Annotated in this window: 15 protein-coding genes and 1 pseudogene; 4 read left to right on the top strand and 12 right to left on the bottom strand. The window is 63.2% G+C overall.

The features are described from left to right. The first annotated feature begins 89 nt into the window (after nucleotides 1-89). From LT988_RS05995 to LT988_RS05985, 3 genes are all read left to right on the top strand, one after another. Nucleotides 90-407 (top strand): hypothetical protein, encoded by a 318-nt coding sequence (locus LT988_RS05995; RefSeq protein WP_232409303.1) that lies wholly within the window; start codon nucleotides 90-92, stop codon nucleotides 405-407. An 85-nt stretch (nucleotides 408-492) separates the two neighbouring features. Next, on the top strand, nucleotides 493-1,095 hold the full coding sequence (locus LT988_RS05990) for a MarC family protein (protein WP_232409302.1): 603 nt from the start codon (nucleotides 493-495) through the stop codon (nucleotides 1,093-1,095). 103 nt (nucleotides 1,096-1,198) lie between these two features. Continuing rightward, complete coding sequence (locus tag LT988_RS05985) at nucleotides 1,199-3,967, top strand: LysM peptidoglycan-binding domain-containing protein (protein WP_232409301.1); 2,769 nt, start codon at nucleotides 1,199-1,201, stop codon at nucleotides 3,965-3,967. A gap of 227 nt (nucleotides 3,968-4,194) precedes the next feature. On the opposite strand, the gene LT988_RS05980 is transcribed toward LT988_RS05985, so the two are convergent. The 10 genes and pseudogenes from LT988_RS05980 to LT988_RS05940 form a co-directional block, all read right to left on the bottom strand. Continuing rightward, on the bottom strand, nucleotides 4,195-5,361 hold the full coding sequence (locus LT988_RS05980) for a helix-turn-helix transcriptional regulator (RefSeq protein ID WP_232409300.1): 1,167 nt from the start codon (nucleotides 5,359-5,361) through the stop codon (nucleotides 4,195-4,197). 301 nt (nucleotides 5,362-5,662) lie between these two features. Continuing rightward, a complete protein-coding gene (locus LT988_RS05975; protein ID WP_232409299.1) occupies nucleotides 5,663-7,285 on the bottom strand; it encodes an arylsulfatase in 1,623 nt (540 codons plus the stop codon). Between the two features lie 268 nt (nucleotides 7,286-7,553). Continuing rightward, complete coding sequence (locus tag LT988_RS05970) at nucleotides 7,554-8,042, bottom strand: DUF1269 domain-containing protein (protein ID WP_232409298.1); 489 nt, start codon at nucleotides 8,040-8,042, stop codon at nucleotides 7,554-7,556. A 184-nt stretch (nucleotides 8,043-8,226) separates the two neighbouring features. Beyond that, the gene (locus LT988_RS05965; RefSeq protein ID WP_232409297.1) at nucleotides 8,227-8,604 is read right to left on the bottom strand and encodes a hypothetical protein; all 378 of its coding nucleotides are present in this window, start codon (nucleotides 8,602-8,604) and stop codon (nucleotides 8,227-8,229) included. A 58-nt stretch (nucleotides 8,605-8,662) separates the two neighbouring features. After that, nucleotides 8,663-8,932, bottom strand: a pseudogene (locus LT988_RS25505) (four helix bundle protein); the annotation flags it as partial. A gap of 97 nt (nucleotides 8,933-9,029) precedes the next feature. Further along, nucleotides 9,030-11,402 carry a tetratricopeptide repeat protein gene (locus tag LT988_RS05960; RefSeq protein ID WP_232409296.1) on the bottom strand — a complete coding sequence of 791 codons (2,373 nt, stop codon included), beginning with the start codon at nucleotides 11,400-11,402 and terminating at the stop codon, nucleotides 9,030-9,032. Between the two features lie 125 nt (nucleotides 11,403-11,527). Continuing rightward, complete coding sequence (locus LT988_RS05955) at nucleotides 11,528-11,941, bottom strand: DUF1134 domain-containing protein (RefSeq protein WP_232409295.1); 414 nt, start codon at nucleotides 11,939-11,941, stop codon at nucleotides 11,528-11,530. Nucleotides 11,942-12,154: 213 nt separating this feature from the next. After that, the gene (locus LT988_RS05950) at nucleotides 12,155-13,072 is read right to left on the bottom strand and encodes a transporter (protein WP_232409294.1); all 918 of its coding nucleotides are present in this window, start codon (nucleotides 13,070-13,072) and stop codon (nucleotides 12,155-12,157) included. A gap of 590 nt (nucleotides 13,073-13,662) precedes the next feature. Beyond that, nucleotides 13,663-14,967: an HAD family hydrolase gene (locus LT988_RS05945; protein WP_232409293.1), complete on the bottom strand. Its 1,305-nt coding sequence runs from the start codon at nucleotides 14,965-14,967 to the stop codon at nucleotides 13,663-13,665. Between the two features lie 249 nt (nucleotides 14,968-15,216). Further along, nucleotides 15,217-17,199 carry a sulfatase-like hydrolase/transferase gene (locus LT988_RS05940; RefSeq protein ID WP_232409292.1) on the bottom strand — a complete coding sequence of 661 codons (1,983 nt, stop codon included), beginning with the start codon at nucleotides 17,197-17,199 and terminating at the stop codon, nucleotides 15,217-15,219. A gap of 289 nt (nucleotides 17,200-17,488) precedes the next feature. On the opposite strand from LT988_RS05940, the gene LT988_RS05935 reads away from it, so the two are divergent. Beyond that, nucleotides 17,489-18,883, top strand: coding sequence for an IS1380-like element ISTro1 family transposase (locus LT988_RS05935; RefSeq protein WP_232406659.1), 1,395 nt, complete (start codon nucleotides 17,489-17,491; stop codon nucleotides 18,881-18,883). Between the two features lie 247 nt (nucleotides 18,884-19,130). Here LT988_RS05935 and LT988_RS05930 read toward each other — a convergent pair whose 3' ends face one another. Together LT988_RS05930 and LT988_RS05925 are read right to left on the bottom strand one after the other, a co-directional pair. Next, nucleotides 19,131-19,508, bottom strand: coding sequence for a response regulator (locus LT988_RS05930; RefSeq protein WP_007192949.1), 378 nt, complete (start codon nucleotides 19,506-19,508; stop codon nucleotides 19,131-19,133). Between the two features lie 270 nt (nucleotides 19,509-19,778). Then, entirely contained in the window at nucleotides 19,779-20,375 is a 597-nt protein-coding gene (locus tag LT988_RS05925) for a response regulator transcription factor (RefSeq protein ID WP_232409291.1), read from the bottom strand. Between the last annotated feature and the right edge of the window lie 4 nt (nucleotides 20,376-20,379).

The raw sequence follows: 20,379 nt of genomic DNA, 5'->3' as shown, positions 1-20,379 counted from the left end.
AGGGAAAGCGGTGGATTATAGCCTTGGTTTTGGCAACAGAGTCCGAGCTGAGCGCCAAGCTCCCCGCGGCGCGCGCCAGGGCGGCGGATATGAAGGCCGACGCCGAGGCCGCGAAGGCCAAGCTGCTGCAACTTGCCGAGGCCAAGAAGGCCGAGCTTGAAGAGCGGGTCGCGGAGTGGACGGCCAAGCACGACAAACAAAAGCTGGAGAAGCGGGCGGAGCGTGCCGAAGCCTATGCCGTAACCAGCGTTGAGATTGCACTGGCGGCGGCCATGGAGGCTGAGGAAGCAATTCTAGAGGCGGCGGCCACGCGCATGGATGCCGACCAAGGGCTACAAGCGCTGGAACCTGCGGGACTATCCGCTGGAAAGGGCGAGACCTCGGTCGAGACCGGAGCGACGCCGTGACGAGGAGCCCCGGTGTCATTCCGAATGAAACGGGGCGTGCGCCTCGCTTCCATTACCGACTACTCAGCTTAAAAAGAGAACGCCTTTGGAACAACAACTCCAGGCCATTGCGACAGTGCTGTCGCTCGTGAATCCCGCAATCTGCGGGGTGTTATTCGCCCAAGCCGAGGCGGGGAGTTCGCGGCGCAAGCAGTTGGCCGACGCGACGAAGGCCGCGGTGGCCATCCTCGCAATCCTGTTGGGTGCAGCCCTTGCCGGGACGAGGGTGCTGGACCTGTTCGGCGTATCGCTGGACGCCTTCATGGTTGCCGGCGGTGGCGTGCTCGCGTGGATGGGGTTCTCGATGCTCAGCGGCAAGGGGTCGATTGCCTCGTCACCGGCCGCAGGGTCCGATTCAACACCCTCGCTGACACCCCTGATCCTGTTCGCGGCGAGTCCAGGGACCATTACGGGAGTCATTACGATCGCGGCGGCTCACACGCGTTTGCAACTCCCGACCACGGCCCTGGTTGCCAACGGCGTCGCGGTCGCGACGACCTGGCTCGCCATGATGTTGACAGCGGGTCTCGCTGGCCGACGGCAGGGTTCCGGTTTTCTGAGGGACACGATAACGCGTTTGATGGGACTCCTTGTACTGTCGATGGGTGTCCAGTTCGCGTTGACCGGATTCCGGTCCTTTGCCGTCTGACAGGCGTGTTGCTCTATGAGGCAGCCATCACGGACGAGCCAAACCTAGGCCCAAATGCCCCTGGCTACATTCCCTAACAATCGCTCATCGGGAGCCTTGCACCATGATGACCCGGTCTTTGCTGTTTCTCGTACTCGTCACCTTGGTCGCCAGTCACACACTTGCCGCTGACAATGGCCCCAGTGCCCATGCGCTCGGCCGTTTCGATGCGGCAACCGGTGTCTACACGGTGGTCAGCGGCGATGCGCTCAGCGCCATCGCCGCCCGCTTCGGCATGTCGCTGGCCCAAATCGATCAGCAGAATGACCTGTCGACGAACCAGATCCAGGTGGGTCAGAAGCTGGTGGTTGCCCCGCATAGCCTCGGCGTTCCGGCAAGGGACAATCCGCCGGGCGACAATCCGATGCTCCAATCGACACAGGAATCGGCGCCGGCAGCCGCCGCTTCATCGGACCTGCCTCCGGACCCTTGGCCGCGCAAGGTCCAGGCGCTTGGTCGTACCCTGTTGGTCTATCAGCCGCAGGTCGAGAGTTGGAATGACAACAGGCTGAAGCTGCGCAGCGCGGTTGCGGTCGAGTCTAAGGGGAATAGGGAAGACGCCTTCGGCGTGATCCACGCCGAAGCGCGCACCCAGGTCGACCGGGAACAACGGATGGTGGTGCTCCAAGACCTCGCCATCACCAAGGCGGACTTCCCGACCCTCCCTGAGCTTGCGAACACCCTGGCCGCGGATGTGGATAAGGAGTTCGGCAGTCAGCTGCGCATCATCCCGCTGGATCGGCTCGAGGCATCGTTAGGAATCGCCAAGGTCGATCACGGTGGCGCGGTCGCGGTGCAGAATCCGGTGCCGCGCGTGATCGTCAGTCAACGACCCGCGATTCTGGTGCCCATCCAGGGCAGTCCGGTGCTGAAGCCGGCCGCGGATGCGGACACCCCGGTACAGCGGATCATCAATACAAGGGCGGTGATTCTGACCACCGGCGAGAACCAACCCTTTTATCTCCATCTGCTCGACGGCTGGGTGACCGCCCCCACGCTCGCCGGGCCCTGGGTGCATGCCGAGATCACCCCGGCGGGTATCGACGCCGTTGCCAGCCAACTCGCCGCGCGTGGAGAGGCGGACCTGCTCAACGGCAGTCCCAGCACACCGACGGTCGATCTGCTGGCGGCCGGCATCCCGGACGTCTATGTCAGCCAGACGCCGACCGAGCTGATCGTCTTCCAGGGGCAGCCGGATCTTGTGCCGATCGATGGCACCGCGCTGTTGCGCGCCAAGAACACGAGTGCCGATGTGTTCGTCGACACCGACGACAACAGCTATTACGCCTTGATGGCCGGGCGCTGGTATCGCGCCCCCGACCTCAACGGGCCCTGGGCCTTTGTTGCCAGTACGGACCTGCCCGTCGATTTCAAGCAGATCCCGCCCCAGAGCACGGCCGGGGTGGTACTTTCCACGGTCGCCGGCACACCCCAGGCGCGCGAGGCGGTCATCGCCAATACGATTCCGCAGACCGCCACCATTCCCCGCAAGGCCAACGACGGCCCCGTGTTTACGGCCAAGTTCGACGGTCCACCGACGATTGGGCTCCTCCAGGGGACGGACCTGGAATACGCCGTCAACAGCGAGACGCCGATCATCCGGGTCAACGGCGAGATGTACTATGCGCTGCAGGACGGCGTCTGGTTCCAATCGCCGTCATTCGACGGTCCTTGGGAGCTCTCCACCGCGGTGCCGGACGCCATCTACGCGATTCCGCCCAGTTCGCCGCTGCATTACGTCACCTACGTGCACATTTACGACAGCACCCCGGAGGTGATCTACGAGGGCTATACGCCGGGCTATCTCGGCACCGTGCAGTCCACCGACGGCGTCGTGGTCTACGGCACCGGCTACGACTACCAACCCTGGATCGGCGATGCCTGGTATGCCGCTCCGGAGACCTTCGGCCTGGCCGCGCAGCCGGTCTACAACCCCGCCGCCGGTTACGCCTTCGGCTTCGGTCTCGGGCTCGCCACGGCCGCGATGGCGGAGCCCTACTGGGGCGGCGCCTATTATCGACCCTACGACATGGGCTATGGCTGCTGCGGCGTGACCAGCGCCAATGTCTACCGCCAGTGGGGGAATACGGTCGCCGCGGGCACGCGCACCTGGTACGACCGCGCGGACGGCACCCTGGGCACCGGCGCCCGAGGCGATTACAGCAACTGGCGCACCGGCACCAGCGGACGCTATGCCGCCGGGCGCAGCTACAACCCCTACACCGGCGTCGCCCAACGCGGCTATGGACGCAGCTTCGACACCGCGGGCGGTGTCGACGGCGGAGTGGCTCGCGGCGAGCGCTACAACCCGGCAACGGGCGTCCGATCCTACGGCTCCAGGATGGCGGCAAGCGGTCCCGACGGCGACTCCGTCTCGCGTGATAGCGTGCGCGCGAGCGGTCCGTTCGGCGGCACCGCCGCGGCGCACCAGACCACCTTCAGCAACCCGCGCACCGGTGAGACACGCACCCTCGACACCGCCCGTGTCGGTAACAATCTCTATGCCGGTGCGGACGGCAACGTCTACCGCAATACCGGTAATGAGTGGCAGCGGCACGAAGACGGCGGCTGGCAGGATGCCGGCGATGCCGGTTGGGCCGATCGCGAGCAGCAAGCGCGTTCTCTCGGTGACGACCGCCTGAACAGCGGGTTCGGTTTCGACGACAGATTCGGCGGATTCGGTTTCGGCGAAGGTGATTTTGACAACCGATTCGGCGGAGGGGGATTCGGCGGCGCAGGTCCGGGCGGTGGTGCCTTCGGCGGTCGATTCGGTGGCGGCTTCGGTGACCGATTCGGCGGCGGCTTTGGCGGTCGCTTCCATGGTCGACGATGATTTGCGCAGCGGGTCTTAATCCGTGGGTAGCTCGATCGTTAAGACCCGTCAATCCTGGTAGCAATGGTGAGCCCGAAGCGGAAGCGCTCGACGTGGAGGGGAGGGAGACGTTGAACCCGTATATCGTCGAGGAATGCAAGAAAGCGCCGAAGGAGAGCTTTTGGCAAAAGGTGCAAACCGAATACAAGAAGATGTTCTGGACAAGACGGCAGGCCGCCGCATTGCAGTCACAGGCCTTGCGCGACACCCTCCGTAACGGAAGGTGACAATTCCCGGTGGTCGAGCGCTGCCTGACCCATACCCAAGTCAAGAGCGCTGTGGGGATCGGGTGGAGGATGATCGCCGTTCCAAGCAGAATGGCCGGTCTTTGCCGCGGCATTGCGGTACGCACTCAGGACAGCGCCGAAGGCGTTGCCGCGGGCTTCAGCCCGTCGTCGATGCTTTAGGCCAGGGGCGCAACGGTAGTCGCGAGGCGTCATGCCGGTAAGCCGCTTGAACGCCCTGCAAAAATGTGACGCGTTCTCGTAGCCGGCGGCAAAAGCGATGTCGGCGATGTTTAGATCGGAATCAGCCATCAGGTCCGATGCGATCAAGAAACGCGCCTCTTGGACAATTGCGGAATAGGTCGTCCGGCTTTGCGCCAGCCGACGCTGCAAGCTGCGCTCGCTCATACCGACGATCTCGGCCGCCAGCGACAGGGGCGGATGACCCTGCGCGAGATAGGGACGGATGAGCGCGCGCAGGGCGGTCAGGAAGTCCCAGGCGTCGCTCAGGCCGGATGGGGCTCGCGGGGGAATCGTCGGATCCTTGACCTCATCCGAGCTTGACCGGCGGTCGATGCAGGTCCGCGCGATATCTGCCGCCGCGACGATTACCGAACAGTACCGCTGACCGGTCAGGATGCGGGCGTTGCCGAAGGCGTCCAGCGCCGCCTCCGGGGGCCGTCCGCGCGAGACGAAGGTGATCTCGGCCGGGCACCAATTGGGTCCGACGGCACTGCGCATCACGTCGATGATTCCCACGATCGCCTTCCACTCGGCAAACCCGACAAGAGGACTGTTCCGAAAGCCCTGTATTTCGCAAACCACGCGTCGATCGATGCCTTCACGGCGGATGTCGATCCTGACGGCGTTGCTCTCCTGGTGCACCCGGTCGGACAGGACCTCGATGCGGGAAAGTCCAGTGGAAGCCCCCATCACTGCACGTTGAACATCGGGATGGAGCGCACTGAGCGAAGCCGCGCGGCCCGCGAGGAAGCCAAGCTCCATGATCCCAAACTCACCCCTCGACCTCCAAAGCCAGTCGAGGGCGCGTGGCAGGCTGACGTAGTCGTTGGGCGTTTCCTCGATCGCAACAGGGAGTCGCGAGCGCTCCAACTCGCGCTCGACCGGCACACCAAGGTCTCGGAGGACTCCGATATAGTCGATCAGATGCTGCGCGCGTACGACGGGGATATTCAGGTCGCTGTCTCCGTGGTGGGCTCGAACGGGGGTGATCCCCGCCGATTGGACGTTACGGGGCTAGGAAATGACGGGGACACTATCCGTCACTCGTTCCGCGCCGAAGCCGGAGAACATGTCGCGGGTGCGAGTGCCTTTGCTCCGCGTCTTGACGATAGAGCGAGGCGCCGCAAGCAGATGATCCCCGGCCCGATTGCCGGACTCCTCGCCGGCGATCGGACCCGTGGAGATCGGTTTACCAGACCTGGCCGGGGTTCTTCTCAAGCTGCCGCATCACCGCCTCCGTCGCCTTCTGCAGACTCAGCGACTCGGCCCGTTGGCGCGGCGGCCATTCCTGCAAGCTCTGCATGTGCTCGGCGAGAATCCCTTGTGCCGGCACCAGGGTCCACATCTTCTGGGCTAAGAACTTGCGGCCGATATAGCCCCATTCGTGGGAAAGGGGGTCGAAGCGCTCCATGGGGTCCATGCGCAGGTTGAAGAGATAGGGCGCCGACGGATAAACGATCGGGTCCCACCACAGCCCATTCTCCTTGACCCCGAACAGCATCTTCCAATCGCCCACGCGCACGCCGGTGAGGGTCGCCTCGTCGTAATAGAAGTAGTCCTTACGGCCGGATGTGTCCGTCTTGCCGGTCCACAGATCGAGATTGTCGTAACCGTCCAGGTGCACCTTGTAGGTCATGCCGCCCATCTCCGCGCCCTGGAGCAGCTTGTCCTTGAGGTCCGGCTCGCCCGCGGCCGCGGCCAGCGTGACGAACAGGTCTTCATGGCTCTGGATGGCGTTCGAGACGCTCCCCGAAGGGATCTTGCCGGGCCAGCGGACCATCATCGGCACCCGCACGCCGCCCTCCCAGGTCGTGCCCTTCTCGCCCCGGAAGGGCGAGTAGCCGCCGTCCGGCCAAAACATCAGCTCGTAGCCGTTATCCGTCGAGTAGATCACGATGGTGTTGTCGGCAACCCCCAGGTCGTCGAGCTTCTTCAGCAACTGGCCAATTTCTTCGTCGTGCTGGATCATGCCGGCGCGATAAACATCGTTCTCGGGGCGTCCCTCGTCGACGGCCTTCTGCATGTACTGCGTGGGGACATGGGTCCAGATGTGCATCCGGGTGGGGTTGAACCAGACGAAGAATGGCTTGTCTTCCTTGATGCTGCTCTCGATGAAGGTCTCGGCCGCCTTCAGGAACTCGCCGTCCACGGTCTTCATGCGCTCGCGCGTGAGCGCACCGGTGTCCTCGCAGCGCTGCTTGCCCATGGGGCCGAACTTGGGGTCATCGGTGGGGTCGTCGGTGTCCGTCGCCCAGCAATGCAGGACGCCGCGCGGGCCAAACTTCTCTTTGAACGCGGGATTCTTCACCCCCGGGTAGTCGAGCTGCTCGGGCTCTTCCTCGGCGTTGAGGTGATAGAGGTTGCCGTAGAACTCGTCGAACCCGTGCACGGTCGGCAGGAACTCGTTGCGGTCGCCCAGGTGGTTCTTGCCGAACTGCCCGGTCGCATAGCCAAGCGGTCTCAGGACCTCGGCCAGTGTCGGGTCTTCCTTCTGCAGGCCCTGCTTCGAGCCGGGAATGCCGATGGTCGTCATGCCGGTGCGTACCGGCAATTGCCCGGTGATGAACGCGGCCCGTCCGGCGGTACAGCTCGGGTGCGCGTAGTGGTCGGTAAACAGCATGCCCTCTTTGGCGATGCGGTCGATGTTCGGCGTGTGGCCCATCATGCCGTGGGTATAGGCGCCGACATTCCACATGCCGATATCGTCGCCGAAGATGACGAGGATGTTGGGCTTTTCGGCGGCCGCCATTGCGCCGGGCATCCAGGCCGACAACGCAATCAGCGGAACGAGCTTCAGCAAGGTCTTTTTCATCATTTCTCCCAGTCAACGATATGAGGAAGTGGTGAGGGAACTGTCGTGGGAATTGGCGGCGCCCGCCAAGGAACAGTTCACGAATAGGCCAAACACATCCATCACCGAATATCTTTTCCCGATCGAAATCGGGATCGAAATCAAATTGGATCCCGATTTCGATGAATCCCTAGCGGCCGGACGTCGTCGATATCAGAATTTCGCAGCAAGCGCGCTAGTGTGTTGCGGTTCGCTCGGCCTTGGCCAACAAGCGCACACGAACATGCGCCTATTCCTCACCAAATCCTTCTCGCAATTTCGCCTCTTGCTCGTTGGTCAGATTGGATTTGATCAGCGTGCCGATCTGGCCCTTGAGCTCTTCTTCGACTTTGTCCAGCGTAACCTCCTCGGTCAGCAAGAATAGGCCCGATGTTCCCTCCGTGATCTGATCACGCACGGACTTGATGAAGTCGTCGTCAATGCCGTAGTCGCCGAAATGGCCAGCCAGAGCCCCCATCGCCGCGCCCACGGCTAGGCCAAAGAAGGGGACGAAAAAGAGCAGCCCAAAGAGCATGCCCCAAAAGGCGCCGTTGAGCGCTCCGGCCCCTGTCAGATTCGTGGCTTGTCTGGTCTTAGGCTTCTTTTTACCTTGCGGCCATTCAACGATGGCGGCATCAGTAATCTCAATGAGATGTTGCTTTTGCAAACCTTCCAACTTGGTCAGTATTTGCGCCGCACCGGTTGCTGACTCGAACTTCCAAACGGTTAGGGTTGACACGTGATTTGCTCCTCTGGTTAATCAACACGGTCGATAATCTAGGCACGAGACGCGTCGTCGGATAAGCGATCCAAACTGGCACGCCGGGTCTGCCACCGCTCCGGTGGTGTATTCCAGCCGGCCGCCACCTCTGCGCGCAGGCGCGGCGGATACCGGCTCGCGCTTCGACCTGTTCGTCAAGTCTCTACCAATACGGCCCCCAGGCGCCCCAGGCATCCCAGTTCATCGAGGACATCTCGTTCTCCTCTGCGATCTGCTGGTTGACCGACAGTTTCTGGTAGCGGTCGTAGGCCGCCTCGTTCCCGACATAAACGCACTTGCAGTCGGTTGCATCGGCCCAAACGAAACGCATTTGACCATCCGGACCCGACGTGCGCGTGAGCTTGCGCTGCGGAAGCGATGTGACCTTTGCGATCTGCTCCGTGGTCTTGGCGAATTTCATTTGGAACCCGGCAGCGGCCAATTCCCGCTCTGTGGCTATTGCATCCGACTTCTCGATCGAAGCGCAGCCGGCAGTGACCAGCAGCGCGGAGACGGCCAGCGCCATACCTTGTTTTTTCATGTTCACATCCTCTTACAAGTAGGTCTTGGTTTGCTCCAAGAATGAAAAAATCAGCTGCGGTCAGCACTCCGCAGACTTCCAGACAGTCGTGGATCGACCCGCACTCGAACCTCGAGCCTCGAGCGATTTCGAAGAACCGTCGCCGATCGGCGTTGGATCCCTTGCCGTTGCCTCCAGCGATATTCAAAGGAATCGACTGCGAGGCCCTGAGGAGTTGGTCCCGCGCGTGGCGATCGATACCTTTCAAAGGCTTTGCGGTTTCATCTGCCCAAGCCACGTATCGGATCGAGATCCGGTAGACATCGAGTTGCTCGTGGCCGAATTGCATTGTTTGTTTGATTGATTGATTACGACAACGACAACCACAACGACTGAGACGAAGGCAAGCTCGACTTATCTGCAAACGTTTGGCGCCCTCAAGCAATCTACTCCGCAGCGCCCCGGAGCTGCGCCAGCAGCGTGCTGACCTGCCCGGTCGGGTCCGGGAAGCGGGCGAGGTAACGCTCCGCCCAGGCGATGGTGGCGTCCCGGTCACCGGCCTTGGCGTTGAGGCTCACCAGCGCGAGCGCGATGTCGGCGTCGTTGGGGTGGCGATCGGTGGCTGCCGTGAGGGTGGCGATGGCCGCGCGCGGGTCGCCGGCGGCTTCCTGCGCCAAGGCGTGGACATAGGCGTAGCGCGACTGATCCGGGGCCTGCTCGGCGGCGCGGCCAAGCAGGTCCACCGCGGCGGGAAGGTGCTTGGTGCGGATCTCCAACAGGCCGAGGGCGTGCAGCAGGTCGGCGTCGTCCGCTGCCTGTTCCAGCCCTTGTTCCAGCACGGCGCGACCGTCGGCGTCGCGACCGAGGGCGCGGTACAGGTCCGCAAGGTTCGCGTAGGTCGGGGTGAATTCGGGGTCGAGCGCCAGCGCCTGGCGGTAGTCGCGCTCCGCGGCATCGGAATCGCCCAGCAGGCTGTCGAGCACGCCGAGGTTGAGCCAAGACTCGGGGCGCTCGGCGCTGGTGAGCTGGGACTCGCGGTACTCCGCCAGCGCCGGTGCGAGGGCCTTGCGCAGCGGGGACTCGCGGCCGGGGACGTTGGCCTCCAGCCGCGCGAAGGCGGCCAGCGAGCGTGCCGTGTCGACGCGCACCAGGCGCGTCGGGTCGTTCAGCAGATCAAGCCCCATGCTCAGCGCGTCCTGCGGAGGCAGGCGCTCCAGGGCGCCAGCGACGGCGGAGCGCAGCAGCGGGGAATCGGACTCGGCGAGGGCTTGCAATAGGGCAGGATCAACGGGCTGTGGCAGCTCGGCGAGCAGGTCCAGGGCCGTCGCCCGGGCGATCATGGGCGCCTCGGTATTCGCGGCCAGCTCGGCGAGCCTTGCTGCGGCGTCCGTTGCACCGCTGCGGCCGGCGTGCAGTGCGGTGGCGAAGTGCGCCGGGCGCTTTGGCGTGCCGTACCAGGTCTGCACCTGCGCCGCCGCCTGTGCCGGGGTCAGCTCGGTGTGGCAGCCGGTGCAGGCGTCGGGGGTGCCCAGGGCCGCGGCGAGGTCCGGGCGCGGGATGCGCAGGCTGTGGTCGGCGCGCGCGTCGATGACCATGTAGTTGCGCTCGGGCATGTGGCAGTCGACGCAGGCGGTGCCGCTGCCCTTGGCGCCGGAGGCAGCGGTCATCGGGTGATGATGGTGCTCGGCGCTGTCATAGCGCGCGGGTGCATGACAGCGGGCGCAGACGGCGTTGCCGGGCGCGCGCAGTTGCAGCGAGTGCGGGTCGTGGCAGTCGCTGCAGGTGACGCCCTGGTGGAACATGCGGCTCTGGATGAAGGAGCCGTGCACGAAGACCTCGTCTTGGATCTGCCCGTCGGCGTAGTACAGGCCCTCCGTCAGCAGGGCCAGCCGATGGGTGTCCTCCAGCGGTGCGTCCGGGGTGTAGGGGACGTGCAGCTGGCCGCGGCGGGCGTGGCACCGGGCACAGGTATTGACCTCGGCATGACCGCTGCGCGGCGGCTCGCGGCGCGGCAGGCCGGTCTCCGGGTGCTGCACCCAGGTGGCGTTGTCGCGGTCGGCGAGGTCCGGCGCCAAGCCCTTGTGGGCGTCCCAGGCATCGGCATTGCCGGCCGCGGCGGCCTCGGCCTGCGCTGCGTGCGCGGCGCCGGGGCCGTGGCAGGCCTCGCAGGCGACGTCGATCTCGGCCCAGGTGGTGGTGTAGGCGTCCGTGCCCAGGTCGTAGCCCTTGTGCAGGTCGGTGGAGTGGCACTCGGCGCACTGGTAGTTCCAGGTCTGGTCGCGGTTGGTCCAGTGCAGCGGGTTATCGGGGCCGTAGTCCGCCTCGTCCGGGTAGAGGTGGAACCAGCGCTGGCCGCCCTCCTGCACCGGGCGCGAGTCCCAGGCGATGCCGAGCGCTTGCAGCCGTCCGTCCGGGAAGCGGATCAGGTATTGCTGCAACGGTGTCCAGCCGAAGGTGTAGGCGATGGAATAACTCGCGGGCTTTCCGTCCGGGCCGTCGGTGTCGACTCGGAATTCATCGCCGTCACGGTAGAAGCGCGTGGTGACGCCGTGGGCGGTGAATTCGGCGTCGTCGAAGTCGCCGAGGACGTTCTCAGGCGTCGCCTCGGCCATGGCCAGGTCGTGATGGGAGCCGCGCCATGCGGTGAGCTCGGCGGCGTGGCAGGTGCCGCAGCGCGCGCTGCCGATATAGCCGTCGGCGGCGGTCGCGTCGGCCGCGAGCGTTGGCACACTGGGCAGCAGCATACTGAGAACCGCCGCGATGACGTGCGGGACAACCGGGGCCATTAGGCTCCGGGCGGCGGACTGGGGATCGGGCATCGGTTCTCCTCGCACGGTTCAAAATCAGGCAATCGACTGGGGTCCACGCGCATACGTTGCGCCCGCGGCTATTGGAGAGCCCGCTTTCATTAGATGTCCGCGCCATCCCTGGCAAAAGCTGATCACTACTCCATCGTGACAGTCATTCCGCTCATGCTTCCGAGATTGAGATCGACGCCCTCGGTGCGTGAGCGCAGCACCAAGATCACGCCATTCTGGTTCTTCAAGCGCAGTCCGCCCATGCCACCGCCCAAGGCGACGCCCGCGTCGAGCTTGGTGAAGGTTCCCGGGAAATCCGAAACGCTGGTTAGATCGTAGACCTCGCCGGAGGCACTCATTTTGGAGATGCCGACATTGGCCCCGACACTGATTCCCTTGAGGCTGAACGGGTAATCTTCACCCTGGAATGTCAAGGTCCCGCTGCCCTTGGTGCCGCTAAGGATGAATCCGAGCTCTTTTTCTTGAATGGTGACTGTGCCAGCGGGCTGTTTGGCGTCCTCGGCGACGGCCAGACTGCCGAAAAGCACCATGGCGGTCATGGCAACCGCGCCGATCACTTTGGAATAGGAATGCAACATTGTTTTACTCTTTGTTCAAAGGTTATTGAATCGGTTGAAGACTGCCGTGTAGGTCAAGGACCCACCCATTCGTCTTCTCGCTTGAAGAACGCGTTGTTCCGGCATCCCGGTGGCTACGGGATGAATTTGGATTCAGATCTTTCTAATCGTGCCCACCTCCAAACCGTCGAGTACCTATTTGGGAAACATGAACTGGATTTGTGCGCGGATCTGCCAGTCGGCGCCGAATTCCGGGGTCACGGCGTTGTAGTACCCAGAAAGCTGCATGTTCACCGGCAGCTTGCCGAGGTGGAAAATCTTGCCGACGCCACCGCCGACCGGAACAGTCCAGCGGTTGTCACTCTCGGCGGCCCAATTGGCGGTGATGATCGGCGCCGAGACCAGATACAAGCCGCCTTTGAAGTTGTAGTTGATAAAAGGCTGAATCAGGCCGTTGTTGTAATAGCCGCCCTGCTGGTTGTTGGTCAGCGACCAAATATTGTTGACCAAGGCGCCATAGACCCAGGGACTACCCTTCTCCAGATGCAACAGCACGGCAGACGGGCCAAGCCCCCAGTTGCCGTTGCCCAGCTCGTCGCTGCTGTTGGTCGGGGCCTGAACGACCGGTCCTGCACCCCAGATCCATTTGCCGGGATTGGCCGGCGACAGAAAGGCCGTGAATACGGTATCGCCGATGCCGGTGGTGCTGCCGATGTCTTCACCGAGCGAGGGCATCCAGATCACGGGCACGATGGTCCGCGTGATGATGTTCCAGTCTTTGTTGATCGAGATCGGGATCACCGGCTGGATATTGAGGATGTTCTGCGTGCCCCGTTCCGGCCCATAGTTCAGATTGGTGTTGTTCTGAAACGGTACGCTGATGAGATTGCCGACCGGGTTCTGAGCGAGCTTGGCGAGTTCCGTTGCGCTCATCTCGGCCATCGCAGGCGCGCACCCCAGCCATGTAATGGCCAAGGCCCAGACCCTGACCCATCCCCGCGACCGCCCCGCATTGAATGATTTTTTCATGAACATCAGTCTTCGGACAGAGGCAATGGGTGCCTTGGCAATAAGGATTGGGGCATTGTTCGTAGGGAACAACAGAGCGTCCATCGGGTATCTCCGGGCAATCGACTGGGTTCCGCGCGCGAATTTTACGCTCGCCGGTGTTGGAGCGCCGGCGGGTTCGGCCTAGAAATAATATGCTTGTTGTCGGATATGCTGCTTGAATGGACTGTGTCGTCTGTCTTAGGCGGCTCTTCACTATACAAATTGTAAATTGAGGTCGCACTCTGTTGCGACGCGGCAAGAAGAGGCTCGCGCAGAGACGCAGAGACGCAAAGGGAAGAAATAGAATCGGTCGACTTAACTACCGTAATGCCCTTCCCAAGTTTTCGCGGCGTCTATTTGATTTGCCTCATTGCTCTCTTCTTCTCTGCGCCTTTGCGTCTCTGCGCGAGGTCTCTTTCTCCCGCCTTTTCATGCATGACTGTTCCACTGCGTTGACGCAGCGGACGATCCCGTCTTTCATCAGCACGGCGCTCAAAGTTGACCGTTCCTGATATACGTTATTTTGAGGCTTCACCCGGTGGTGGAGCCCCCGTTTTCACTTACGCCGACCGGCTTGCCGGCCTGCGCCTGCAGGTTCGCGGCGGTGGGCGGATTTCACCTCGCGTTGCGGCACAGGCGCGGGGCCGGCCAGCTCAGTCCTGACCTTCGTCGAAGGCAAAGATCCGATTCCAGTCGTTCTTCATGCTGATGACGATCCAGCCCTGCTTCTGCGCCTCGTCGTATAGCGCCTGGGTGAAGGTGCCGACGCGGGTGTCGGGCAGCCCCTGCGCCGGTCCGTAGGCGTACTCGCGCTCGGCGTCGTCGTGCAGCAGAATCATCGACAATCGCGCGCCGTCACCGGCCTTGGTGTATTCCAGCATCTGCCGGTCGCCGGTGGAATTTCCGAAGGCGGCATGGGGCCGACGCCCGATCATCAGGTGGATGCCCTCGGGCTTGCCGGCATTGTTGTTGTCCAGGAGCAGTTTTGGCTCCTTGGTGAGAAACGGCCTGCCGTCCTTGCGATAGCCGTACTTGGTCTCGCCAGCGGTACCGACCACCTGCTCCGGTGGGATGCCGTACACGGGCGCTGAATACACCCGGACGAAGTCCTGACCGCCGCCGGTGACGATGTAGGTCTTGTAGCCGTTGGCGCGCAGGTACTCCAGCACCTCCTGCATCGGCAGGTAGGTGAGATCCGTGTAGGGCCGATCCCAACGCGCGTTCTTGGCGGTTGCGAGCCACTTCTCCGCCTCGGCCTTGAACTCATCGACATCCATGCCGGTCAGCGTGGCGGCGAGGATCTTGAACAGGTCGTCTGTGGAGAGTTTGGCGATGGCCTCACGGTCGCCGGACAGCACGGTCTTGAAAGGCTCCACCTGCGCCAGCTCAGGTTTTGCCTTGACCACCGCCGGAACCCGGTCCAGGCAGTAGACGACCTGGCTGTACATGGGGTGCTCGACCCACAGTGTGCCGTCCTGGTCAAAGGTCGCGATGCGCTCTGCCGGCGGCACGAACTGCGGGCTTCCCTCCGTCGTGGTCTCCTTGACGAAGGCCATAATCGCCTGCTTCGCCGGCCCGTCGTTCCAAGAGGACAGCGGATCATCGGCGGCAAGCCCCGATTGTTTTTTCTGGGCCGATACAGGGGCTGAGACAGTCGGTGCGCCCGTCGTGATGGTCAGCTTCTGACCAGGCTTAATGACGTCCGAGCTGAGGTTGTTCTCCGCCTTCAGCGTGTCCAGCGGAACCTCGAAGCGTTCGCCGATCTTAATCAGATCATCACCCTTGACCACCTCATAGGTGCCGGTGGCGGCATCGTAGTCGCCCTCCGCGTGGTGGCGAGCCCCCTGGTCGGCGGCCTGGGCGCTGCCGAAGGCCAGACAGGCGCTGAGCGCCAGTACCGAGCAGGCGACTTTACACTTCGTGGTGAAGGGCAGTTCCAGGATTGAGGGTTTCTTCATGAGTGGATACCTTACTGATTGGTATGCAGCCATCATGGGCTAAAAAGTCCGCCTCTTCGGGAAGAGACTGTCTTCGAAAGAGTAGGCTGGGTTGCGGTACGAAACCCAGCAACGGCAGTATTGCGAACAGTAAAAAAAGCTGGGTTTCGCAAGCTCGACCCAGCCTACCGGCTTTCCTCTCGATGATGCGGGCGCCCCTCTTGCGGAGGGACGCCCGGTTCATCACTTCACGCTTGGTGGCTCATCCCGTTAATCGCTCGGGTGCCCACCTTTCATGCTGCCGATCGCCCGCTTCTGCGCTTCGATCTCCTCCATCACCTGTGCCAGGTTGTAAGAGGGCGGCGCCTGCATCGGCGGGAACTCGACGTAGCTCTCAAGATACCGCAGGGCGATCTGCTGCCCGATCGGCAGCATGTTCCAGTTGTAGATAAACGCCGTGCTGGGCGCGGCCAGGGCGCCGCCAATGCTGTTGGACGAGTCCTGGTCCGGACCGACCGCCTGTTCAAACGGATCGCGCTTGATGTTCTGGACCAACGTGAAGTTGTAGGTCGCGGAGGGATTCACCCACCCCTCGGCCAGCGGATTGGCCATCGTGTAGTAGAACTTCCAGTTCTTGTAGCGCACGGCCGACAGGGTCGCGCCCTGGTAGTAGATGAAGTGGTCGCGGGCGGATTCCTTGGACTTGCCGGTGATGTAGTCGAGCTGGTTGAACCCGTCGAGCGTGGTCTTCTTGAAGCCGTACGCACCGCCCTTCTCGATCTGGGCCTTCAGCTCCATGCCCTTGGGTCCACCGGCCGCTTCGACCAGCGTCGGCATCCAGTCGAGCGCCGCAACCGGCTCGGTATACACCGTCCCAGGCTTGATCTTGCCGGGCCAGCGGATGACCGCCGGCGAGCGGTAGCCGCCTTCCCAGGCCATGCCCTTCTGGCCTTTGAACGGCGACACGCCGCCATCCGGGAACGTGATCTTCTCGGCGCCGTTGTCGGTGGTGAAGACGACGATGGTGTTGTCCAGCTCGCCCATATCCTCGAGCTTCTTCAGCACGTAACCGATGTTGTCGTCCATCTGCTGCATGCCGGCTTCGTTGATGCCGTAATCTCCGTTGCCCCTGACACCCAACATGGCCTCATATTTGGGCGGCAGCATCGTCGTGACGTGCATGCGCACGTTGTTGTACCAGAGGAAGAAAGGCTTGCCGGTCTTCTCGGGATCGTTGCGGTCAAGCCAGTCGATGGCCGCGGTAGAAATCTCCTCGGGGAGGGTCTTGGACCGTTCCAGCGTGATCGGACCCTCGTCCTTGCAGGTCTGGTTCTTGAGACTGCCGTCGCTGGAGGTGCACGCTATGAGCGGACGCGGCGGCGTCAGGCAGGTCGTGGTCTTGGGATCGACCGCGCCGGGCACCTCCTCTATGCCGGGGATCGGCGTGTTCTTGCACGGCGGCGCGACAACCTGATCGGTCGGCGTCTTGTTGATGTCGGGGAAGCTCACCTGCTGGACGGCATCCAGGTGGTAGAGATAGCCCAAGTACTCCTGGAATCCGTGCGCGGTCGGCAAGGACTCGGTATGGTCGCCCAAGTGGTTCTTGCCGAACTGCCCGGTGTTGTAACCCAGATCGAGCAGCACCTTGGCCAATGTCGGCGTGCCCTGGCGCAGCCATGCCGGGCTGCCGGGAAGCTGCGGCACGGTCAAGCCGACGCGCACCGGGTACATGCCGGTGAAGAACGCCGCCCTGCCGGAGGTGCAGCTCTGCATCGCCGTATAGTCCATGAAGATACCGCCCTCTTGGGCGATCCGGTCGATGTTCGGCGTCTCCCCGACCATCCAGCCGCGGTGATAGACCTTAGGCTGCATCAGGCCGATGTCATCGCCCATGATGAACAGGATGTTGGGCTTGTCACCGGTCGCGCCGACAGCGCTGGACCCTGCGTCCGCGGCAGCCACCTTCAGTTCTTGGCCCACGGCTAGGTCGTCGGAGCGTAGGTCATTGGCTGTCTCCAGCTCGCCGACGCTCGTACCGAAGCGCTTTGCGATGGCGCTGAGGTTATCGCCCGCGCCAACGGTGTACGTGCCCGCGGCAGCGTCGTAGTCGCCTCTGGCGCCGGCGATGGGGTCGGTCTCTGCCGCCACAGCCACGCTAGCGCCAAACAACATGGCGCCAGACAACATAGCGGCCACTGTCGCGGCAAGAACCTTGGCGCGCAGCGGCGCCGTTGGATCAGGATTTTCAATCATCGCAGTATGCTCCAATTCACTGATAATCTCTGGTTTTCGCCTTCAAGCGCGGTACGGGCATCGGTTCGAGGGGCGTCTTCGATTGCGGGATCGCTGCCACTGACACCGTGGCACACAGCCGTTGCGACGACCCCGGCGCGAAGTGATTTGAACCCACGCCTGCCGACATTCCTATTGGCCGTTCCACCTAGCCCGAATATTTCATAAAAAAGGGCGACTCTCGTTCAACCCATTGATAAAATGGCTGTTCCGCCAAGAACGCTTCGGAAGAAGCTAAACGAGGTCGCCCATGCCCGAGTCTACCCCGGAACAGCTGCGTTTTCCCCCGGTCGCCGGTTTCACGGTCCGCGGCGACTTCGACGGCGGCGCCATGTCGTCTGACTTTGGCCCCATGATTCTGCGCGGGGTTGATCGGCAGATCGGCCTGACCGAGCGGTTGAGCGCAGCGATCGATGATTGGCGCCATCCGTCCTACACCACCCATCCGATGCGTGAGCTGATCGCGCAACGGGTCTACCAGATCGCCTGTGCTTACGAAGACGGCAACGACGCCAATGCGCTGCGCCGTGATGCGCTGTTCAAGCTGGGGCTGGAGCGCAAGCCGCTGGATGCGACGACGGACCTGGCCAGCGGGCCGACCTTCTCGCGTTTGGAGAATGGGGTCGGCGCGCGCGACCTCTACCGCATGGCGCAGGCCTTCGTCGAGGCCTTCATCGCCAGCTACCCGAAGGCGCCGCAGGTGATCGTGCTCGATATGGACCACTCCGAAGACGCCACCCATGGCCAGCAGGAGTTCGCGTTCTACAATCATCACTACGGCAACCATTGCTACTTGCCGCTGTTTCTCTTCGAGGGCCTCTCGGGGAAGTTCATCACCGCGGTGCTGCGTCCCGGCAAGCGCCCCACCGGCGCCGAGAACGCGATGATCCTCAAGCGCGTGCTCAAGCGGCTGCGGGCCGCGTGGCCACGCACACGCATCATCCTGCGCGGCGACGGACACTTCTCCAACCCCGAGTTGATGGCCTTGGCGATGGCCGATCCGTTGACGGATTTCATCTTCGGCCTGGCGGGTAACCGGGCTCTCACGCCACGGGCCGAGCCGTTCTTGGCCGACGCCCGCAAGCTCCATGCGCTGCGCATCGAGAACGCCCGGCGCGCCGACGCCGACGTACCCGAGCGGACCCGCACCTACCACGAGGTTGACTACCGTGCCGGTTCCTGGCCCGGCGCGTGTCGGACCATCCTCAAAGCCGAGGTGACGGCGCGCGGCGACAACCTCCGCTTCGTCGTCACCTCCTTGGACTTGCCCAGTCCCGAGTGCGTCTACCGCGATCTGTACTGCGCGCGCGGCCAGGACGAGAACTTCATCAAAATGATCAAGAACGATCTGGCCAGCGATCGCACTTCCGACAGCACCTTCTTGGCCAATCAGATGCGCTTGTTCTTCTCCTGCGCCGCTTACGTCTTGCACCAAACGCTGCGCACCGAGGTCCTCGTCGGCACGGAACTGGCCAACGCCCAGCCTGCCACCGTGATCATCAAACTGTTCAAGCTCGCCGTGCGCGTGGTGCAGTACAAAGACCGCGTGCGCCTGCACCTGCCCTCGAGCTGTCCGGTCAAGACGCTGTTGCAGCAGGTCACCGAGAGGCTCTTCAACGCGCAGCCCCGGGCGGCGCCCGCCTAGACGCACATACATCCCCGCACGGGGATTTCAGCACGCGCACGACGACTATGCCCACCTCGGGCAGGGCATCGTACGCCTGCGCGGCGACAAAACTACTCGTGCCCCGTTGATCAAGCCCGTTGCCGCTCGGTATTTCCACCATTCAACCCCCGCGGCGTCCCGGTCATCGCCCTCGGTGACGCCCAGCGCCGCGCAAATCCGCGAGGCCAGTGTCGGCTGTGTCGGTTTATGAAACATCCGGGCTAGACTACGTACGTAACCGCTCGTCGGACCCTGCCCTTCGGATGCCAGCCAACAGGTCGGCGCGTGTGACCGGCCTCTCCAGGATGACCAACCCGCCGGCCTTCAAGGCGCTGACTGCCTGCGGGACGTCGCCGCGATCGACGATGACCAGCGTCGGCATTCGGACGCAGGCGGCGGCGAGCTGGCTCGGCTCGGAGCCACCGGAATCATTGGCCGGCATATCGACAAGCAGACAGCCGATCCGGTCTGAGCCGACATGATCGAGGCAAGCCTGCAGATCGGTGAACGCCTTGCTGCGCAGGCTCGCGGAGCGCAGCAAATCAGCGAGATAGGCGCGCATGGCGGGGTCAGCGCTGACCACAGACACCGTCACTGTTGGCATGGGGTTTGATCACTCCTGCAGCGGCGATGAAACAACCCTTCGCCAATAGCGCGCTTTTTGATTGGCAGGCCGGCCTTACCGCGTTGGCAGCACCGCGCTCGGAATTCTTGTCTGCGTTGACGATAGAGGAGCGTAGGCAGTAGGGACATACGATTGACTACGCGTCCTACGTACGTAGTCACCGGGAGAAACAGCCACAGACAACGCGCTGAGCGAACCCGTGCGGATCGGTTCAGGGCACGAAACCAGGTTTGCGCGCGCTCTGTCCGCCTAGCGTTCCCTCCGCGACGCCAGCGCCAACGCAAGCAGCTCCTTGACGGAGCTCAGGCCCAGCTTTCGCAGCAGATTCTGGCGATGGGCCTCGATAGTGCGATGGCTGACATCCAGTTCGCGGGCGATCTCTTTGCTGGTGCCGCCCTTGAGCAAGTTGTCGAACACCTCGCGTTCGCGCTGCGTCAGCAAGCTGAGACCCTGGGCGAGATCGCCGTCCCCGGTGCCTGATCGCCGCGCGCCAAGGTCCAGCCCCAACGCCCGATTGACGCTATCCAACAAGGCCTGGTCCCGGTAGGGCTTCTGCAGGAAATCGACGGCCCCGGCCTGCATGGCCTGGACTGCTATGGGGACGTCGCCATGGGCGGTGAGCATGATGATCGGCAGGGTCGTACCCAGTGCGTTGAGTCGTTCTTGCACCGCCAGACCGCTGATGCCCGCCATCCGCACGTCGAGGATCAGGCATCCGGGGCGTTCCGGCTCGAATGCGTCCAGGAACGCCTGACCGGAGGCATGGCACTCGGCGCGCAGCCCGACGGACGCGAGCAATTCCTGTATCGAGTCGCGCACCGCATCGTCGTCATCGACGATGAACACCGTT

Origin of the sequence: Thiocapsa bogorovii (genome assembly GCF_021228795.1) — a bacterium.
Taxonomy (GTDB): Bacteria; Pseudomonadota; Gammaproteobacteria; order Chromatiales; family Chromatiaceae; genus Thiocapsa; species Thiocapsa bogorovii.
Note: the sequence above shows the minus strand (reverse complement) of the source record. Positions and strands in the feature narration are given on the sequence as shown.

Bases quoted from the DNA above. Each gene is read 5' to 3' on its own strand.
- LT988_RS05960 (WP_232409296.1), bottom strand. From the start codon at position 11,402: ATGCCCGATCCCCAGTCCGCCGCCCGGAGCCTAATGGCCCCGGTTGTC.
- LT988_RS05995 (WP_232409303.1), top strand. From the start codon at position 90: ATGAAGGCCGACGCCGAGGCCGCGAAGGCCAAGCTGCTGCAACTTGCC.
- LT988_RS05940 (WP_232409292.1), bottom strand. From the start codon at position 17,199: ATGATTGAAAATCCTGATCCAACGGCGCCGCTGCGCGCCAAGGTTCTT.
- LT988_RS05945 (WP_232409293.1), bottom strand. From the start codon at position 14,967: ATGAAGAAACCCTCAATCCTGGAACTGCCCTTCACCACGAAGTGTAAA.
- LT988_RS05935 (WP_232406659.1), top strand. From the start codon at position 17,489: ATGCCCGAGTCTACCCCGGAACAGCTGCGTTTTCCCCCGGTCGCCGGT.
- LT988_RS05985 (WP_232409301.1), top strand. From the start codon at position 1,199: ATGATGACCCGGTCTTTGCTGTTTCTCGTACTCGTCACCTTGGTCGCC.
- LT988_RS05965 (WP_232409297.1), bottom strand. From the start codon at position 8,604: ATGAAAAAACAAGGTATGGCGCTGGCCGTCTCCGCGCTGCTGGTCACT.
- LT988_RS05955 (WP_232409295.1), bottom strand. From the start codon at position 11,941: ATGACCGCCATGGTGCTTTTCGGCAGTCTGGCCGTCGCCGAGGACGCC.
- LT988_RS05950 (WP_232409294.1), bottom strand. From the start codon at position 13,072: ATGGACGCTCTGTTGTTCCCTACGAACAATGCCCCAATCCTTATTGCC.
- LT988_RS05930 (WP_007192949.1), bottom strand. From the start codon at position 19,508: ATGCCAACAGTGACGGTGTCTGTGGTCAGCGCTGACCCCGCCATGCGC.
- LT988_RS05975 (WP_232409299.1), bottom strand. From the start codon at position 7,285: ATGAAAAAGACCTTGCTGAAGCTCGTTCCGCTGATTGCGTTGTCGGCC.